At 59.5% G+C, this 17,586-nt stretch carries 14 protein-coding genes, 1 tRNA gene and 1 pseudogene; 2 read left to right on the top strand and 14 right to left on the bottom strand.

Translation table 11 applies throughout. The annotated features are described in order from the left end of the window. The 4 genes from ASE60_RS34685 to rpsL form a co-directional block, all read right to left on the bottom strand. The coding region (locus tag ASE60_RS34685) for a GTP-binding protein (RefSeq protein ID WP_141681087.1) at positions 1 to 98 on the bottom strand (98 nt) is incomplete at its 3' end. 70 nt (positions 99 to 168) lie between these two features. Further along, entirely contained in the window at positions 169 to 2,268 is a 2,100-nt protein-coding gene (fusA, locus tag ASE60_RS19320) for an elongation factor G (protein ID WP_057252176.1), read from the bottom strand. Between the two features lie 33 nt (positions 2,269 to 2,301). Beyond that, the gene (rpsG, locus tag ASE60_RS19315) at positions 2,302 to 2,772 is read right to left on the bottom strand and encodes a 30S ribosomal protein S7 (RefSeq protein WP_057252175.1); all 471 of its coding nucleotides are present in this window, start codon (positions 2,770 to 2,772) and stop codon (positions 2,302 to 2,304) included. A gap of 78 nt (positions 2,773 to 2,850) precedes the next feature. Beyond that, positions 2,851 to 3,222 carry a 30S ribosomal protein S12 gene (gene rpsL / locus ASE60_RS19310; RefSeq protein WP_003507760.1) on the bottom strand — a complete coding sequence of 124 codons (372 nt, stop codon included), beginning with the start codon at positions 3,220 to 3,222 and terminating at the stop codon, positions 2,851 to 2,853. A 564-nt stretch (positions 3,223 to 3,786) separates the two neighbouring features. Here rpsL and ASE60_RS19305 point away from each other — a divergent pair. After that, positions 3,787 to 4,083 carry a hypothetical protein gene (locus tag ASE60_RS19305; protein ID WP_057252174.1) on the top strand — a complete coding sequence of 99 codons (297 nt, stop codon included), beginning with the start codon at positions 3,787 to 3,789 and terminating at the stop codon, positions 4,081 to 4,083. Positions 4,084 to 4,217: 134 nt separating this feature from the next. Here the strand turns inward: ASE60_RS19305 and rpoC are convergent, their stop codons facing one another. From rpoC to ASE60_RS19260, 9 genes are all read right to left on the bottom strand, one after another. Beyond that, positions 4,218 to 8,423 (bottom strand): DNA-directed RNA polymerase subunit beta', encoded by a 4,206-nt coding sequence (gene rpoC, locus ASE60_RS19300; protein ID WP_057252173.1) that lies wholly within the window; start codon positions 8,421 to 8,423, stop codon positions 4,218 to 4,220. Positions 8,424 to 8,606: 183 nt separating this feature from the next. Further along, positions 8,607 to 12,746, bottom strand: a complete 4,140-nt coding sequence (rpoB, locus tag ASE60_RS19295; protein WP_057252172.1) for a DNA-directed RNA polymerase subunit beta — start codon at positions 12,744 to 12,746, stop codon at positions 8,607 to 8,609. Positions 12,747 to 13,012: 266 nt separating this feature from the next. Then, positions 13,013 to 13,396: a 50S ribosomal protein L7/L12 gene (rplL, locus tag ASE60_RS19290; RefSeq protein WP_057252171.1), complete on the bottom strand. Its 384-nt coding sequence runs from the start codon at positions 13,394 to 13,396 to the stop codon at positions 13,013 to 13,015. 58 nt (positions 13,397 to 13,454) lie between these two features. After that, on the bottom strand, positions 13,455 to 13,973 hold the full coding sequence (rplJ, locus tag ASE60_RS19285) for a 50S ribosomal protein L10 (RefSeq protein WP_057252170.1): 519 nt from the start codon (positions 13,971 to 13,973) through the stop codon (positions 13,455 to 13,457). 331 nt (positions 13,974 to 14,304) lie between these two features. Beyond that, positions 14,305 to 15,003 (bottom strand): 50S ribosomal protein L1, encoded by a 699-nt coding sequence (gene rplA / locus ASE60_RS19280; RefSeq protein ID WP_057252169.1) that lies wholly within the window; start codon positions 15,001 to 15,003, stop codon positions 14,305 to 14,307. Between the two features lie 4 nt (positions 15,004 to 15,007). Then, the gene (gene rplK, locus ASE60_RS19275; protein WP_043626293.1) at positions 15,008 to 15,439 is read right to left on the bottom strand and encodes a 50S ribosomal protein L11; all 432 of its coding nucleotides are present in this window, start codon (positions 15,437 to 15,439) and stop codon (positions 15,008 to 15,010) included. Positions 15,440 to 15,646: 207 nt separating this feature from the next. Continuing rightward, the gene (nusG, locus tag ASE60_RS19270; RefSeq protein ID WP_034795476.1) at positions 15,647 to 16,177 is read right to left on the bottom strand and encodes a transcription termination/antitermination protein NusG; all 531 of its coding nucleotides are present in this window, start codon (positions 16,175 to 16,177) and stop codon (positions 15,647 to 15,649) included. A 16-nt stretch (positions 16,178 to 16,193) separates the two neighbouring features. After that, positions 16,194 to 16,394 (bottom strand): preprotein translocase subunit SecE, encoded by a 201-nt coding sequence (secE, locus tag ASE60_RS19265; protein WP_034795473.1) that lies wholly within the window; start codon positions 16,392 to 16,394, stop codon positions 16,194 to 16,196. Between the two features lie 198 nt (positions 16,395 to 16,592). Further along, positions 16,593 to 16,668 (bottom strand) — tRNA-Trp (locus tag ASE60_RS19260). A 375-nt stretch (positions 16,669 to 17,043) separates the two neighbouring features. On the opposite strand from ASE60_RS19260, the gene ASE60_RS19255 reads away from it, so the two are divergent. After that, a complete protein-coding gene (locus tag ASE60_RS19255) occupies positions 17,044 to 17,454 on the top strand; it encodes a GrpB family protein (protein ID WP_244495666.1) in 411 nt (136 codons plus the stop codon). Positions 17,455 to 17,469: 15 nt separating this feature from the next. On the opposite strand, the pseudogene tuf reads toward ASE60_RS19255, so the two are convergent. Beyond that, positions 17,470 to 17,586: pseudogene (gene tuf / locus ASE60_RS33930) on the bottom strand (elongation factor Tu); the annotation flags it as partial.

Genomic DNA, 17,586 nt, shown 5'->3' with positions numbered 1-17,586 from the left:
GTGATCGCTGCGGTCAGCGACGTCTTGCCATGGTCAACGTGGCCAATCGTGCCAATGTTAACGTGCGGCTTGTTGCGCTCAAATTTGCTCTTTGCCATTTCCGGCTCTCCGTTTTCTATCCCCTACCGGGGAAAACTCTTAACTTCTGTCAGCGAAAGGGTATTCCGGTCACTTCTGACCGGAATACTTCGCCTGGATTTCCTGTGCGACGTTCGACGGAACCGGCGCGTAGTGATCGAAGGTCATCGTGTACTGTGCGCGACCCTGAGACATCGAACGCAGGTTGTCGACGTACTTGAACATGTTCGCGAGCGGCACGTTTGCGGCGATGACGACAGCAACGCCACGCGATTCCTGGCCCTGGATCTGGCCACGACGAGAATTCAGGTCGCCGATAACGTCACCGACATAGTCTTCCGGCGTTACGACTTCGACCTTCATCATCGGCTCGAGAAGCTGTGCGCCAGCCTTCTTGGCCGCTTCACGGAAGCAAGCACGCGATGCGATTTCGAAGGCCAGAACCGACGAGTCGACGTCGTGGAATGCGCCGTCGATGAGCGTCGCCTTGACGCCCAGCATCGGGAAGCCAGCGAGCGGACCCGAAGACAGAACGCTTTCGATACCCTTCTGAACGCCCGGGATGTATTCCTTCGGAACAGCACCGCCGACGATCTTGGATTCGAACTTGAAGTCTTCGCCTTCCGGGTTCGGTTCGAAGACGATCTTGACGCGCGCGAACTGACCGGTACCACCGGACTGCTTCTTGTGCGTGTAGTCTTCTTCGTGCTGGCGCGTGATGGTTTCGCGGTAAGCAACCTGCGGCGCGCCGACGTTTGCTTCAACCTTGAACTCGCGACGCATGCGGTCGACGATGATGTCGAGGTGAAGTTCGCCCATGCCGGCGATGATCGTCTGACCGGATTCCTGGTCAGTCTTGACGCGGAAGGATGGGTCTTCGGCAGCCAGACGGTTGAGCGCGAGGCCCATCTTTTCCTGGTCGCCCTTGGACTTCGGCTCGATCGCGATCTGGATGACCGGCTCGGGGAACTCCATGCGCTCGAGGATAACCGGCTTCAGCGGGTCGCAGAGCGTGTCACCCGTCGTGGTTTCCTTGAGACCAGCCAGAGCAACGATGTCGCCTGCGAAGGCTTCTTCGATGTCTTCACGGCTGTTGGAGTGCATCTGCAGCATGCGGCCGACGCGCTCGCGCTTGTCCTTGACCGTGTTCATGACCGACGAGCCCTTTTCGAGCTTGCCCGAGTAGATGCGCGCAAAGGTCAGCGAACCGACGAAGGGGTCGTTCATGATCTTGAACGCGAGCATCGAGAGCGGCTCGGCATCATCAGCGTGACGCTCGATCTCTGCTTCGGTCTTGGCGTCGATACCCTTGATCGCCGGAATGTCGAGCGGCGACGGCAGGTAGTCAACAACAGCGTCGAGAAGCGGCTGAACGCCCTTGTTCTTGAACGCGGTACCGCAGAACATCGGGTGGAACTTCACGTCGATGGTACCGCGGCGAACGAGTTCGCGGATCTTGTCATTCGAGGGCATGTTGCCTTCGAGATAGGCTTCCATCGCAGCTTCGTCGATCTCGACAACGGTCTCGATCAGCTTTTCGCGATATTCTTCGGCCTTGTCCTTCAGGTCGTCCGGGATTTCGACAACGTCCCACTGAGCGCCGAGGGACTCGTCGCGCCAGACGAGGGCGTTCATCTCGATCAGATCGATAACGCCCTTGAATTCGGTTTCAGCGCCGATCGGCAGCTGCATGACGACAGCCGTTGCACCGAGACGGGTCTTGATCATCTCGACCGAGCGGTAGAAGTCGGCGCCGGTCTTGTCCATCTTGTTGCAGAAGATCATGCGCGGAACATTGTACTTCTCAGCCTGACGCCAGACGGTTTCCGTCTGCGGCTCAACACCGGCGTTGGCGTCGAGAAGCGCAATAGCACCGTCGAGAACGCGCAGCGAACGCTCGACTTCGATGGTGAAGTCAACGTGGCCGGGGGTGTCGATGATGTTGAAGCGGCGGGTCTTGCCGTCACGACCCTTCCAGAAGGTGGTCGTGGCAGCAGAGGTGATGGTGATGCCGCGTTCCTGCTCCTGCTCCATCCAGTCCATGGTCGCAGCGCCGTCGTGGACTTCGCCGATCTTGTGGGACTTGCCGGTGTAGTACAGGATGCGCTCAGTCGTCGTGGTCTTGCCAGCGTCGATGTGCGCCATAATACCGAAATTACGGTAGTCTTCGATTTTGTATTCGCGTGCCATAGTGGACTGCCTCTTGAGACGTTCGCGCCAGAATTACCAGCGATAATGCGAGAACGCACGGTTGGCATCAGCCATCTTGTGCGTGTCTTCGCGCTTCTTCACGGCGCTACCACGGTTGTTCGCTGCGTCCATGAGTTCGCCGCACAGGCGATCAACCATGGTCGTTTCGTTACGCTTGCGTGCGGCCGCAATCAGCCAACGGATGGCGAGGGCCTGGCGACGCTCCGGACGAACATCGACCGGAACCTGGTAAGTTGCACCACCGACGCGGCGCGAACGCACTTCAACGTGCGGCGCGATGTTGTCGAGCGCAGAGTGGAATACGGTGATCGGCTCTTGCTTCAGCTTGACCTGAACCGCATCGAACGCGCCGTAGACAATGCTTTCGGCAACAGACTTCTTGCCGTGCAGCATGATGGCGTTCATGAACTTCGTGACAACCAGATCACCGAACTTCGGATCCGGATTGATCTCGCGCTTTTCTGCTTTATGACGTCGGGACATACTTCTCGTCTCTTCAAACTGTTTCAGCGCTTTACCACGCGGAGGACCTCGCGCAGCGCCGGGATTTTCAAAACCGAATTACTTCGGACGCTTCGCACCGTACTTCGAACGACGCTGCTTGCGGTTCTTGACGCCCTGCGTATCGAGAACACCACGGATGATGTGGTAACGAACGCCCGGAAGGTCCTTAACGCGGCCGCCGCGGATCATGACAACCGAGTGTTCCTGAAGGTTGTGACCTTCACCCGGAATGTAGCCGATGACTTCGAAGCCGTTCGTCAGACGAATCTTGGCAACCTTACGGAGAGCCGAGTTCGGCTTCTTCGGGGTCGTGGTGTAAACGCGGGTGCAAACGCCACGCTTCTGCGGGTTTTCCTGCAGAGCAGGAACCTTATTGCGCTTTACCTGTGCCTGACGAGGCTTGCGGATCAGCTGGTTTACGGTAGGCATATACCCATCCCTTGCAAAATCTTATCACGTTACCCTTGCGGGCGGATCGTTGCCGTCGCCGGCAGTTTCGAACGCCTCATGAAATGCGCAAAACAGGGGCCGATCCGCTTTTCCGCAGATGGCCCCAAATAAAGCAGAGGACGCACTATCGTGCGCGTCTTGCGTGCAGCATTGTAGTCGTCGGCGTGCGTTTCGAACCTTGTTTGAGGCGAACTCCAGAACGCGACGTTCCGAACCAGCCAGCCTCACATGGGCTCCGATGCGGCGGGGTGTACTGATTTCAAGGCCAACAGTCAAGGGCAATTAAGAAATATTCTATCGCGCGCAGGCCTGACATGCCTGCAAAACAAGGCTTTTGCACATGGTTTCGAACCTGGTGCCCGCCTCTTTGGCCCTTCGACAGGCGGAGTGTCGGATAGGGTTAAGGAATCGGCAACCACTTTGTGGGGGTTTTCCACCATCTTCGAGTCGGTCGCTGCAGAAGCATTCGAGGCGCGATGCATTTCCATCGCGCCGGACAAAAAAGGGCGCTAAGGTCGCGCCAGCCAATCGAAAGGAAACAATATGGCCGTCACCCCAGACAACGACAATGCCCCGGACGAACCGATGGTGTTCATCATCATCGGCAAGGCCTATGAGACCGACGGCGACGAAGACGGCGTGGACATTCACGTGATGCTCAAGGCGCCCGACGACGATACCGCTGTTCGCGAAGCACTGAACGCCCTTGCCGAAGAGGGTTTTCTCGAGGCTGATCTGGACCAGATCGGCACACTGACCGAGATCCCGAGCGACGAACCCCACGCCTCCGCCTACCAGGGCGCACTCGAAGGCGAAGTGGCGATCATCCGCTTTAGCTAATCTTTGCAGTCAAGTGACCTTCGCCCTCGCCGTTGCCGCGCGGGGCGACCGCCCAAAAGAAGAAGCCGCCGAGATCGCTCTCGGCGGCTTCTTCTTTGTGTGGGTCAGAGGGCGGAATAACCCGCCCTCCCCGCTTATTCGGCTGCAGCGTTCTCGTTGGCGAGATCGGCAAGCATTGGCGTTGCTGCCTCGGCGCCCGTGCCACGACGACGTTCTTCCAGGATCATTTCGTCGCGCGCGGTTGCGATGCGGCGGATCTGGGTCATCGTGCCACCGGTACCGGCCGGGATCAGACGGCCGACGATGACGTTTTCCTTCAGGCCCTGCAGGCCGTCCGTCTTACCAGCGATCGCCGCTTCGGTCAGGACCTTGGTGGTTTCCTGGAACGAAGCCGCCGAGATGAAGGACGGTGTCTGCAGCGACGCCTTGGTGATGCCGAGCAGGACCGGATCGCCGTATGCCGGCTTCTTGCCCTGTTCGATCAGGCCGTCGTTGACGTCTTCGAGCTCGATCCGGTCGACATTGTCACCGACGATGTAGGTCGAGTCGCCGGCATCGGTGATTTCCACCTTCTGCAGCATCTGGCGAACGATGACTTCGATGTGCTTGTCGTTGATGACAACGCCCTGCAGTCGGTAGACTTCCTGGATTTCGTTGACCAGGTAGGAAGCAAGTGCTTCCACGCCCTTGATCGCCAGGATGTCGTGCGGCGCCGGGTTGCCGTCGAGGATGTAGTCGCCCTTTTCGATGTAGTCGCCATCCTGAAGATGGAAGGGCTTGCCCTTCGGGATCAGGTACTCGACCGGCTCGACACCGTCTTCCGCCGGCTCGATCAGAACGCGACGCTTGTTCTTGTAGTCGCGGCCGAAGCGAACGGTGCCATCGATCTCAGCGATGATGGCGTGATCCTTCGGACGACGGGCTTCGAACAGTTCGGCAACACGCGGCAGACCACCGGTGATGTCCTTGGTCTTGGCGCTTTCGAGCGGCGAACGAGCGAGAACGTCACCCTGGCTGACCTTCTGGCCGGGTTCGACCGAGAGGATCGCGTCGACCGAGAGCAAGAAGCGGGCTTCGCCGCCGCGCGACAGCTTGGCAACTGCGCCGTTCTTGTCCTTGATGACGATCGCCGGCTTGAGGTCCGTACCACGCGGGGTCGAACGCCAGTCGATAACCTGGCGCTTGGTGATACCGGTCGACTCGTCGGTCGCTTCGAGCACCGAGATGCCGTCGACGACGTCTTCGAAGTGAACGGTACCTTCTACTTCCGTCATCATCGGACGGGTGTAGGGGTCCCACTCGGCGAGACGCTGGCCGCGCTTCACCTTGTCGCCATCGTCGACGAGGATCTTCGAACCATAGGCAACACGCTGCGACGAACGCTCGACGCCACGCTCGTCCAGGATCTGGACCGCCATGTTACGGCCCATCGCGACGAGTACGCCGTCCGAGTTGCGCAGCATGTTGCGGTTCTTGATCTGGACCGTACCTTCGTAGGACGCTTCCAGGAACGACTGGTCGACCACGGTCGCCGTACCACCCAGGTGGAAGGTACGCATGGTGAGCTGGGTGCCCGGCTCACCGATCGACTGTGCAGCGATAACGCCAACCGCTTCGCCCATGTTGACCGGCGTACCACGAGCCAGGTCGCGGCCGTAGCAGACGCCGCAAACGCCCGTCTGGATTTCGCAGGTCAGCGCCGAGCGGATGCGGATCGACTGGATACCAGCCTTCTCGATCTCGATGACGTCGGGTTCCAGGATCATCCGGCCGGCATCGACGATGCGAGCGCCCGTGACCGGGTGATCGATGTCGTCCAGAGCCGTACGGCCAAGAATACGAGCGCCAAGCGAGGCCACAACCTGACCGGCGTCGACGATCGCCGTCATTGTGAGACCGTTTTCGGTGCCGCAATCGACGGAGTTGACGATGCAATCCTGCGCGACGTCGACGAGACGACGGGTCAGGTAACCGGAGTTCGCAGTCTTCAAGGCGGTGTCGGCCAGACCCTTACGGGCACCGTGGGTCGAGTTGAAGTACTCGTTAACGGTGAGGCCTTCCTTGAAGTTCGAGATGATCGGCGTCTCGATGATTTCGCCCGACGGCTTGGCCATCAGGCCGCGCATGCCGCCCAGCTGGCGCATCTGGTTCGGAGAACCACGGGCGCCGGAGTGCGACATCATGTAGATCGAGTTCATCGGCTTCTGACGACCGTTTTCGTCGAACTCCACCGCCTTAATGCGGGCCATCATTTCGTCGGCGACCTTTTCGGTCGCCTTGCCCCAGGCGTCGACAACCTTGTTGTACTTTTCGCCCTGGGTGATGAGGCCGTCGTTGTACTGCTGCTCGTATTCCTTCACGAGCGCTTCAGTATCGCCGACGATCTTCACCTTGGTGTCCGGGATGACCATGTCGTCCTTGCCGAACGAAATGCCGGCGCGGCAAGCATGGGCAAAGCCGAGCTGCATGATGCGGTCGCAGAAGATGACCGTGTCTTTCTGACCGCAGTGACGGTAAACCGTGTCGATCATCTTGGAGATGTTCTTCTTGGTCATTTCCTGGTTGCAGGTCTCGAACGGCACGTTGACGTTGCGCGGCAACAGTTCGCCGATGATCATGCGGCCAGGCGTCGTTTCGTAGATCTTCGAAACCGGGTTGCCCTCGGCATCGACGGTCTTGAAGCGGCCACGGATCTTGGCATGCAGGGTCACGGCCTTGGTTTCGAGCGCGTGATGCAGCTCGCCCATGTCCGAGAACGCCATGCCTTCGCCCGGCTCGTTCTGGTTCAGGATCGACAAGTAGTAGAGACCGAGAACCATATCCTGCGACGGAACGATGATCGGCGCGCCGTTTGCCGGGTGCAGAATGTTGTTCGTCGACATCATCAGCACGCGTGCTTCGAGCTGGGCTTCGAGAGACAGCGGCACGTGAACGGCCATCTGGTCACCGTCGAAGTCGGCGTTGAAGGCCGTGCAGACGAGCGGATGCAGCTGGATCGCCTTGCCTTCGACCAGGGTCGGTTCGAAGGCCTGGATGCCCAGGCGGTGCAGCGTCGGCGCGCGGTTCAGGAGAACCGGATGCTCGCGGATGACCTCGTCGAGGATATCCCAGACTTCCGGCTTTTCCTTTTCAACGAGCTTCTTGGCCTGCTTGACGGTCGAGGAGAAGCCCTTGGCGTCAAGACGCGCATAGATGAACGGCTTGAACAGCTCGAGCGCCATCTTCTTCGGAAGACCGCACTGGTGCAGCTTCAGTTCCGGACCGGTTACGATGACCGAACGGCCGGAATAGTCGACGCGCTTGCCGAGCAGGTTCTGACGGAAGCGGCCCTGCTTGCCCTTGAGCATGTCGGACAGCGACTTCAGCGGACGCTTGTTGGCGCCGGTGATGACGCGGCCGCGACGGCCGTTGTCGAACAGCGCATCGACAGATTCCTGCAGCATGCGCTTTTCGTTGCGGATGATGATGCCCGGAGCACGCAGTTCGATCAGGCGCTTCAGACGGTTGTTACGGTTGATCACGCGGCGGTAGAGATCGTTCAGATCCGACGTCGCGAAACGGCCACCGTCGAGCGGCACGAGCGGGCGCAGATCCGGCGGGATCACCGGAACGACCTTCATGATCATCCATTCCGGACGATTGCCGGAATCCATGAAGTTCTCGACGATCTTCAGGCGCTTCATCAGCTTCTTCTGCTTCAGATCCGAGGTCGTCTCAGCGAGCTCGGCGCGCAGGTCACCAGCGATCTTCTCCAAATTCATCGAAGCGAGCATTTCATAGATCGCTTCAGCGCCGATCATGGCGGTGAACTGATCTTCGCCGAACTCATCGACGGCGAGCATGTAGTCTTCTTCGCTGAGGAGCTGGTTTTCCTTCAGCGACGTCAGACCCGGCTCGGTCACGATGTAGTTTTCGAAGTACAGAACGCGTTCGACATCCTTCAGCGTCATGTCGAGCAGCGTCGAAATGCGTGAAGGCAACGACTTCAGGAACCAGATGTGGGCGACGGGAGCGGCGAGCTCGATGTGGCCCATGCGCTCACGGCGAACGCGCGACAGCGTGACTTCGACGCCGCACTTTTCGCAGATGATGCCCTTGTACTTCATGCGCTTGTACTTGCCGCACAGGCACTCGTAGTCCTTGATCGGGCCAAAGATGCGCGCGCAGAACAGACCGTCGCGTTCCGGCTTGAACGTACGGTAGTTGATCGTCTCCGGCTTCTTGATCTCACCGTAAGACCAGGAAAGAATCTTCTCCGGCGAGGCGATCGAAATCCGGATGGAATCGAAGGTCTGTGCAGGCACCTGCGGATTGAAAAGATTCATGACCTCTTGGTTCATGCCTGTCTCCTTTACGGGCTTTACGCCCTGAGCTTGGCGAGGGTGCCGACAAATCCCGGGCGCCGGCCCCTGCCCCTTAAACAGCTAAAACCGCATTGGCTGCGGCTCTGTTCCTGCCGAAGACGTCAGCGTCTTCAGGCGGAAACGGTGCGCGCCGCATCGCGGCACGCACCTTGGGTCTCTTTACTCGGCTGCGTCCGGCAACTGTGCCGCGCCAGCCTCGTCGACCTTCGAGTTTTCGAGCTCGACCGAAAGGCCCAGCGAGCGCATTTCCTTGACGAGAACGTTGAAGCTCTCCGGAATGCCCGCTTCGAAGGTATCGTCGCCACGGACGATCGCTTCGTAGACCTTGGTACGACCGGCAACGTCGTCCGACTTGACCGTCAGCATTTCCTGCAGGGTGTAGGCCGCGCCGTAAGCTTCCAGCGCCCAGACCTCCATTTCCCCGAAGCGCTGACCGCCGAACTGCGCCTTACCGCCCAGCGGCTGCTGGGTGACGAGCGAGTACGGACCGATCGAACGGGCGTGGATCTTGTCGTCGACCAAGTGGTTGAGCTTCAGCATGTAGATGTAGCCCACGGTCACCTGACGGTCGAACTGATCGCCGGTACGGCCATCGTAAAGCGTCGACTGACCGGTTACCTTCAGGCCCGCCTGCTCCAGCATCTCGTTGACGTCGGCTTCGACAGCACCGTCGAAGACCGGCGTCGCGATCGAAACGCCGCGACGGGTCTGCTCGGCCAAGCGCACGATCGACTCGTCGTCGTACTGCTTGATCGGCTCGCCCTTCGGGCCCGACCCGATGACGCTGTCGATGGTGTCGCGCAGCGGCTGGATGTCGGCGCCTGCCTTATAGGCATCGAGCATCGCGCCGATCTTCTTGCCCATGCCGGCGCAAGCCCAGCCGAGATGGGTTTCGAGGATCTGGCCGACGTTCATGCGCGAAGGCACGCCGAGCGGGTTCAGAACGACGTCGACATGCGTGCCGTCTTCCAGGAACGGCATGTCTTCGATCGGCACGATACGCGACACGACACCCTTGTTGCCGTGACGGCCGGCCATCTTGTCGCCCGGCTGGATCTTGCGCTTCACAGCGACGAAGACCTTGACCATCTTCATGACGCCCGGAGGCATTTCGTCGCCGCGCTGGACCTTCTCGACCTTGTCCATGAAGCGCTGTTCAAGGCGCGACTTGGATTCGTCGTACTGGGCGCGCAGAGCTTCGATCTCGCCCTGAGCCTTTTCGTCTTCGACGGCGAACATCCACCACTGCGAGCGGGGGTATTCGCTGACGACGAGGTTCGAAAGCTCGGTGCCCTTCTTGAAGCCCTTCGGGCCGGCAACGGCCGTGTGGCCACGCAGCATGTCGACGAGACGTGCGTAGACGTTGCGATCGAGGATCGCCTGTTCGTCGTCGCGGTCCTTGGCGAGGCGTTCGATTTCCTCGCGCTCGATCGCCATCGCGCGTTCGTCCTTCTCAACGCCGTGGCGGTTGAAGACGCGAACTTCGACGACGGTACCGAAGGTGCCCGGGGGCATGCGCATCGAGGTGTCGCGAACGTCGGAAGCCTTTTCACCGAAGATGGCGCGCAGAAGCTTTTCTTCCGGCGTCATCGGGCTTTCGCCCTTCGGCGTGATCTTGCCGACGAGGATGTCACCCGGCTGAACCTCAGCACCGATATAAACGATACCGGCTTCGTCGAGGTTACGCAGCGCTTCTTCCGAAACGTTCGGAATGTCGCGGGTGATTTCTTCCGGACCCAGCTTCGTGTCACGCGCCATCACTTCGAATTCTTCGATGTGGATGGAGGTGAACACGTCGTCGCGCACGATCCGCTCGGAGAGCAGGATCGAGTCTTCGTAGTTGTAGCCGTTCCACGGCATGAACGCGACGAGCGCGTTGCGGCCGAGCGCCAGGTCACCGAGGTCGGTCGAAGGACCGTCGGCGATGATGTCGCCCTTGTTCAGAACGTCACCGACGGTAACCAGCGGGCGCTGGTTGACGCAGGTGTTCTGGTTCGAACGCTGGAACTTCTGCAGACGATAGATATCGACGCCCGACTTCGACGGATCGAGGTCTTCGGTGGCGCGGATAACGATACGGGTCGCGTCAACCTGGTCGACGACGCCGCCACGACGGGCAGCGATTGCTGCGCCGGAGTCACGGGCAACGACCGGCTCCATGCCGGTGCCGACAAACGGCGCTTCGGCGCGCAGCAGAGGCACGGCCTGACGCTGCATGTTCGAGCCCATCAGTGCACGGTTGGCGTCGTCGTTCTCAAGGAACGGGATGAGCGCGGCCGCGACCGAAACGAGCTGCTTCGGCGAAACGTCCATCAGGTTGATGTTGTCGCGCGGAGCCAGCATAACTTCGCCGGCGTGACGGCAAACGACGAATTCTTCCGAGAACGAACCGTCGCTCTCAAGAACCGAGTTTGCCTGCGCGACGTGGTACTTCGCTTCTTCCATCGCCGAGAGATAGACGACGTCGTTCGTCACCTTGCCGTCAACGATCTTGCGGTACGGGCTTTCGATGAAGCCGTACTTGTTGACGCGGGCGAAGGTCGCAAGCGAGTTGATCAGACCGATGTTCGGGCCTTCCGGCGTTTCGATCGGGCAAATACGGCCGTAGTGCGTCGGGTGAACGTCGCGGACTTCGAAGCCGGCGCGCTCGCGGGTCAGACCACCCGGGCCAAGTGCCGAAAGACGGCGCTTGTGGGTGATTTCCGAAAGCGGGTTCACCTGGTCCATGAACTGCGACAGCTGCGAGGAGCCGAAGAATTCGCGGACGGCTGCGGCAGCCGGCTTGGCGTTGATCAGGTCCTGCGGCATGACCGTGTCGATCTCGATCGACGACATGCGTTCCTTGATCGCGCGCTCCATGCGCAACAGACCCAGGCGGTACTGGTTTTCCATCAACTCGCCGACCGAACGAACACGGCGGTTGCCGAGGTTGTCGATGTCGTCGATTTCGCCCTTACCGTCGCGCAGTTCGACGAGCATCTTGACGACAGCCAGGATGTCTTCCTTGCGCAGGATACGGACGGTATCCGCAACTTCAAGGTCGAGGCGCATGTTCATCTTGACGCGGCCGACGGCCGAGAGGTCGTAGCGCTCGGCGTCGAAGAACAGCGTGTTGAACATGGCTTCCGCGGAATCCATGGTCGGCGGCTCGCCCGGACGCATCACGCGGTAGATATCGAACAGAGCGTCCTGACGGTTCTCGTTCTTGTCTACGGTCAGCGTGTTGCGGATGTACGCGCCGACATTGATATGGTCGATGTCGAGAACCGGGATTTCGTCGAAGCCGGCCGACAGAATGACGGGAAGCGTCTTCTCGTCGATCTCGTCGCCTGCTTCGAGGTAGATTTCACCGGTTGCGAAGTTGACGACGTCTTCGGCAAGATAGTTGCCGTAGAGGTCATCATTGGTCGCCTTGAGCGCCTTCAGACCCTTGTCCTGCAACTGACGAAGCAGACGCGGGGTCAGCTTCTTGCCAGCTTCAACGACGACTTCACCGGTGTCGGCGTCGACCATCTCGGTGATGGCCTTCTGACCCTTCAGGGCATCCGGCTGGAACGGCACGCGCCAGCCTTCGCCGTCGCGCTGGTAAAGCGACTTCGTGTAGAAGGTGTCGAGGATTTCCTCGCCGTCCATGCCGAGCGCCATCAGCAGCGACGACACCGGAATCTTGCGGCGGCGGTCGATACGGGCATGCACGATGTCCTTGGCGTCGAACTCGATGTCGAGCCAGGAACCGCGGTAAGGAATGACGCGTGCTGCGAAGAGCAGCTTGCCCGACGAATGGCTCTTGCCCTTGTCGTGGTCGAAGAACACGCCCGGCGACCGGTGCATCTGCGAAACGATAACGCGCTCGGTACCATTGACGATGAAGGTACCGTTGTCGGTCATGAGCGGCATGTCGCCCATGTAGACGTTCTGTTCCTTGATGTCCTTGATCGACTTCGCGCCGGTATCCTCGTCGATATCGAATACGATGAGGCGCAGCGTCACCTTGAGCGGCGCTGCGTAGGTCAGATCGCGCTGACGGCATTCCTCGACGTCGAACTTCGGCGGCTCGAATTCGTAGGACACGAACTCAAGCATCGATGCGCCCGAGAAATCCTTGATCGGGAAAACGGACTTGAAAACAGCTTGGAGCCCCTCATCAGGGCGACCGCCCTTGGGCTCTTCAACCATCAGAAACTGGTCGTAGGATGCCTTCTGAACCTCGATGAGGTTCGGCATTTCTGCGACTTCTGGAATTTTACCAAAAAACTTGCGTACGCGCCTGCGACCGTTAAACGAAAGGGTCTGAGCCATCGTCGCTCCTTGTCAATCTTGCATCCGGGCCTGCAACGGACGGGAACCGATGGCCAGTCGACCCCGTCAATCAATGAGTAGTCCAATCTCGTCCAGCTAACGGAAAACGCTCAGCGCGGATTGCTGTGCTGCCTTCCGTTCGAGACCATCCTCTTGAAGAACCCATTACCCAAAAGCCGTTTTTCGACAGGCTTTTGGGTAATATGTTCCAAAAACGGTCAAAGAGAGGCGGCCGAAATGGCCACCTCCCCTTGCAAAATGCCGAATTACTTGACGTCAACCTTGGCGCCAGCGTCTTCGAGCTTCTTCTTGAGGTCAGCAGCTTCAGCCTTGGAAACTGCTTCCTTAACCGGCTTAGGAGCGCCTTCGACGAGGTCCTTGGCTTCCTTGAGGCCGAGACCGGTGATGGCGCGGACTTCCTTGATGACGTTGATCTTGTTGGCGCCAGCGTCAACGAGGATAACGTCAAATTCGGTCTTTTCTTCTTCAGCAGCAGCAGCAGCACCGCCGGCAGCGCCGCCAGCAACAGCAACAGCTACCGGAGCAGCAGCCGAAACGCCCCACTTCTCTTCGAGCAGCTTGGAAAGCTCAGCAGCTTCCAGAACGGTCAGCGAGGAGAGGTCTTCAACGATCTTTGCGAGATCAGCCATTTTACTTTTCCTTTTGTTCGGTTCGAACTGGTTTTAAATACAACAGCGAAAATCCGCCTTAGGCGGCTTCGTCCTTCTTGGCATAGGCCGAGAACACGCGAGCAAGCTGGCTTGCCGGTGCTGCAACAACCGTTGCGACGCGGGTTGCCGGGGCATTGAGAAGGCCCAGCAGCTTTGCGCGCAGCTCGTCGAGCGAAGGCAGGGTCGCGAGCGACTTGACTGCTTCGGCGTTGAGCGTGGTTGTGCCCATGGCGCCACCGAGAACAACGAGCTTGTCGTTGGTCTTGGCGAAATCCATGACGACCTTAGGAGCCGTGATCGGGTCTTCGCTGTATGCGATCAGCGTCTGACCCTTGAAGAGATTGCTCATCCCTTCCGACTCGGTGCCCTGAAGAGCGATCTTGGCCAGGCGGTTTTTCGCGACTTTGACGGTGCCGCCAGCAGCGCGCATCTTCGAACGGAAGTCGTTCATCTGCGCAACTGTGACACCAGCATAGTGGGCCACGACAACCGAACCGGAAGCCTTGAAGACTTCGTTCAGCTCCGTGACGAATTCGCGTTTTTCCGCTCTTTCCACTGTCTGTCTCCAGTAGGCAGGGTTGCAATACTGCAGCCCCGCCGGGTTTGCCTTTGTCACCCGAGATCGAGCTCGATCCCACGTAACGCTTAAGGATCCTGTCCCTTGGCGTTCCCGGAAGAGCCGGGTCTGACACAAGGCAAGCGAGGTTCGAACCGAATTTCGACGCCTCCGGCGCCATAGCGAAATTCAGATCTTACCCGTCTCATGCAGGCCGAAGTGATTAAGGTAAAACCACCCGCAATCTCGGACAGGAGTTCCGGACTTGACGTCCGGAATTCCCGGCCCCGAAAGGCCGGGAATTTGGTACCGGGCCGAAGCCCGAAAACGATTAAGCGACGCTGAGCGTGGCCGGGTCGATCTTGAGGCCTGGGCCCATGGTCGACGAAATAGCGACGCGCTTGACGTAGTTGCCCTTGGCGCCGGTCGGCTTTGCCTTGATCACTGCGTCTGCGAAGGCACGGATGTTTTCTTCCAGTGCCTTGGCATCGAAGGATGCCTTGCCGATGCCGGCGTGAACGATACCGGCCTTTTCGACGCGGAACTCGACGGCGCCGCCCTTGGATGCCTTGACGGCACCAGCGACGTCCATCGTGACGGTGCCGACCTTCGGGTTCGGCATCATGCCACGCGGGCCGAGAACCTTACCGAGGCGACCGACGAGCGGCATCATGTCCGGGGTTGCGATGCAGCGATCGAAATCGATCTTGCCGCCCTGAACGATTTCAACGAGCTCTTCCGCGCCAACGACGTCAGCACCGGCAGCCTTGGCTTCGTCAGCCTTGGCGCCACGTGCGAAAACGGCGACGCGAACCGAGCGGCCGGTGCCGTTCGGCAGGTTGACGACGCCGCGGACCATCTGGTCGGCGTGGCGCGGGTCAACGCCGAGGTTCATCGCAACTTCGATGGTCTCGTCGAACTTGGCAGTTGCACGTTCCTTGACCATCGAAACGGCCTCGGTGAGACCGTAGATCTTCGTCGGATCGACGCCCTCGCGGGACTTCTGTACACGCTTTGCAATCTTCGCCATGGTCTTAGCCTACCACTTCCAGGCCCATAGCGCGGGCAGAGCCCTCGATCATGGCCATTGCGCCTTCGATATCGGCAGCATTGAGATCCTTCATCTTGGCTTCGGCGATCGACTTGATCTGAGCCTTGGTGAGCTTGCCAGCCGAGCCACCCTTGCCGGGGGTCTTCGAACCGGACTGGATCTTTGCTTCCTTCTTCAGGAAGTAGCTGACCGGCGGCTGCTTCATGACGAAAGTGAAGGACTTGTCCTGGTAATAGGTGATGACGACCGGGATCGGCATACCCTTTTCCATTTCCTGCGTGGCGGCATTGAACGCCTTGCAGAATTCCATGATGTTAATGCCACGCTGACCGAGCGCAGGACCGATCGGCGGGGACGGATTGGCCGACCCAGCCTTCACCTGCAGCTTGAGCTGGCCTGCAACTTTCTTAGCCATTTCTCTCTGCCTTTCTGAAATCCCCTTGCGACGGATCGCACCGGGATCTGTTACGCCGGTTGCCCGGCTTGTTGCCGATCACGGGGATCGGCGGCTGCGGTTGCGTGGTACGGACGATCCGACCCGGCTAAGGTCGCTCCCCTTCCACGCGCATGCGGATTTCTCCGCCAGAACGGGTCGCAACCCGCCCTATCTCTTGAGATCTTCTCAGACCTTCTCGACCTGACCGTATTCCAGCTCGACCGGCGTCGCGCGACCGAAGATCGAAACCTCGACCTTGAGGCGCGAACGCTCTTCGTCGACGTCCTGAACGACGCCATTGAACGAGGCGAACGGACCATCCGAAACGCGGACCTGCTCGCCGATCTCGAACGAGACCGACGGCTTCGGACGCTCGACGCCATCCTGGACCTGACCAAGGATGCGCTCAGCCTCATGGTCCGGAATCGGAACCGGCTTGCTGTCGGTACCGAGGAAACCCGTTACCTTCGGCGTATTCTTGATGAGATGGAAAGCCTCATCCGTCAGATTGGCGCGAACCAGAACGTAGCCCGGGAAGAACTTGCGCTCGGCGTCGACCTTGCGGCCACGACGCACTTCGACAACCTTCTCGGTCGGCACGAGAATCTTCTCGAACAAATGCTCGAGACCCTTCTGCTTGGCCTTTTCTTCGATCGATTCAGCGACCTTCTTTTCGAAGTTCGAATAGGCGTGAACAATATACCAGCGCGCAGCCATACTACCCTCCACCCAATCAAGCGCCAACGTTGAGGATGAGGCCGATCGCCCAACCCATCAACTGGTCCGCAGCAAAGAAGAAGGCAGCGGCAAAAAAGACCATGACAAAGACCATCAGCGTCGAGATCATCGTCTCGCGCCGAGAAGGCCAAGTCACTTTCGACGTCTCCGAGCGAACCTGCTGCAGAAACGTTACCGGATTCGTTTTGGATGCCATGTAATGCTCACGCCATTACGGCGCGTAAAGCCGATGATTCAGCCCCACGCACCGCGTGTCTGTTTGGACCCTACATAAAGACCGATTCTGAAAACCACAAGAGCCAATCAGTCTTTTTTGTGAATTTCGTCGACCGGGTCACCGGTCCTTAAGCTTTAGTTTGCCGTCCCCTCAGCCTTTATGCAAGCGCGAGAGAAATGGCAGGGGCAGAGGGGCTCGAACCCCCGACCTGCGGTTTTGGAGACCGCCGCTCTACCAACTGAGCTATACCCCTATTCAGCTGCGCCTTCGTCTAACGACGCGTCGCCGCCTCAAGTCAGCGGCTTAATATTCAGTTTGCCGGAGGATGACAAGCACCTTTCACCGAAGAAGCGAAAAAATCCTCATCGAATTGCAACAACCCCCTGCCCTGCCGCCTCCGGCGTCACGAACGGGCGCAAGTCATTGTCGAGCCTGCCGTAATTCCCGCGGCGCGCGAAGTCGGGAATCCGCTATCCTGCCGGCAATTGCCGGGAGCCGAATCATACGTCGCGCATCACGCTGGCCGAATACGGTCCCTGCTGGCTTTGTTGTTTGAAGAGCGAGCCTCAGAGATCGCGACGCTGCTTCACCCTTCGTCCGCGAGGTCCATCACATCGGCAGCACCGCAGTGCCCGGATTGCCGGCGAAGCCGAAGATCGATATCGATGCGGTCATCGCGGATCTGAGAAGGCTGCCGGAGCTGACTGCGCGCCTTCGCAGCATCGGCTACACCTTTCACCGCGATCCGCACGCAAGCGGCCTCTGGACCTTCACCACCGATACGCGCCCCTACGGCACGCGCCTCTATCTTTGCTCTGGCGACAACGCCGCTCATGCGGCACGCCTCCTCTTCCGCGACCAGTTGCGTGAACGGCCGGACTATGCCGAGCGATACGAGACGCTGAAAAAGCGGCTTGCCACAGACGCCAATGGCGATTGGGATATCTACACCCACGGCAAGCGCGACTTTATCGATGAAGTCCTGGCAGCTCCTGCAACGAAAAAGGCCCCGCCGTTGCCAGCGGGGCCTCTCTACTGATCTGAAACCAGCAGATTACTCGACGATCGAGGCTACGATGCCTGCGCCGACGGTACGGCCGCCTTCGCGGATCGCGAAGCGCAGCTTTTCTTCCATCGCGATCGGAACGATCAGCTCGACGGCAACGGTGAC

The organism is Ensifer sp. Root278 (assembly GCF_001429285.1).
In the GTDB taxonomy this organism is placed as follows: Bacteria; Pseudomonadota; Alphaproteobacteria; order Rhizobiales; family Rhizobiaceae; genus Ensifer.
Note: the sequence above shows the minus strand (reverse complement) of the source record. Positions and strands in the feature narration are given on the sequence as shown.

Bases quoted from the DNA above. Each gene is read 5' to 3' on its own strand.
- rpsL (WP_003507760.1), bottom strand. From the start codon at position 3,222: ATGCCTACCGTAAACCAGCTGATCCGCAAGCCTCGTCAGGCACAGGTA.
- rpoB (WP_057252172.1), bottom strand. From the start codon at position 12,746: ATGGCTCAGACCCTTTCGTTTAACGGTCGCAGGCGCGTACGCAAGTTT.
- rpoC (WP_057252173.1), bottom strand. From the start codon at position 8,423: ATGAACCAAGAGGTCATGAATCTTTTCAATCCGCAGGTGCCTGCACAG.
- rplL (WP_057252171.1), bottom strand. From the start codon at position 13,396: ATGGCTGATCTCGCAAAGATCGTTGAAGACCTCTCCTCGCTGACCGTT.
- rpsG (WP_057252175.1), bottom strand. From the start codon at position 2,772: ATGTCCCGACGTCATAAAGCAGAAAAGCGCGAGATCAATCCGGATCCG.
- fusA (WP_057252176.1), bottom strand. From the start codon at position 2,268: ATGGCACGCGAATACAAAATCGAAGACTACCGTAATTTCGGTATTATG.
- secE (WP_034795473.1), bottom strand. From the start codon at position 16,394: ATGGCATCCAAAACGAATCCGGTAACGTTTCTGCAGCAGGTTCGCTCG.
- nusG (WP_034795476.1), bottom strand. From the start codon at position 16,177: ATGGCTGCGCGCTGGTATATTGTTCACGCCTATTCGAACTTCGAAAAG.
- rplA (WP_057252169.1), bottom strand. From the start codon at position 15,003: ATGGCGAAGATTGCAAAGCGTGTACAGAAGTCCCGCGAGGGCGTCGAT.
- ASE60_RS19305 (WP_057252174.1), top strand. From the start codon at position 3,787: ATGGCCGTCACCCCAGACAACGACAATGCCCCGGACGAACCGATGGTG.
- rplK (WP_043626293.1), bottom strand. From the start codon at position 15,439: ATGGCTAAGAAAGTTGCAGGCCAGCTCAAGCTGCAGGTGAAGGCTGGG.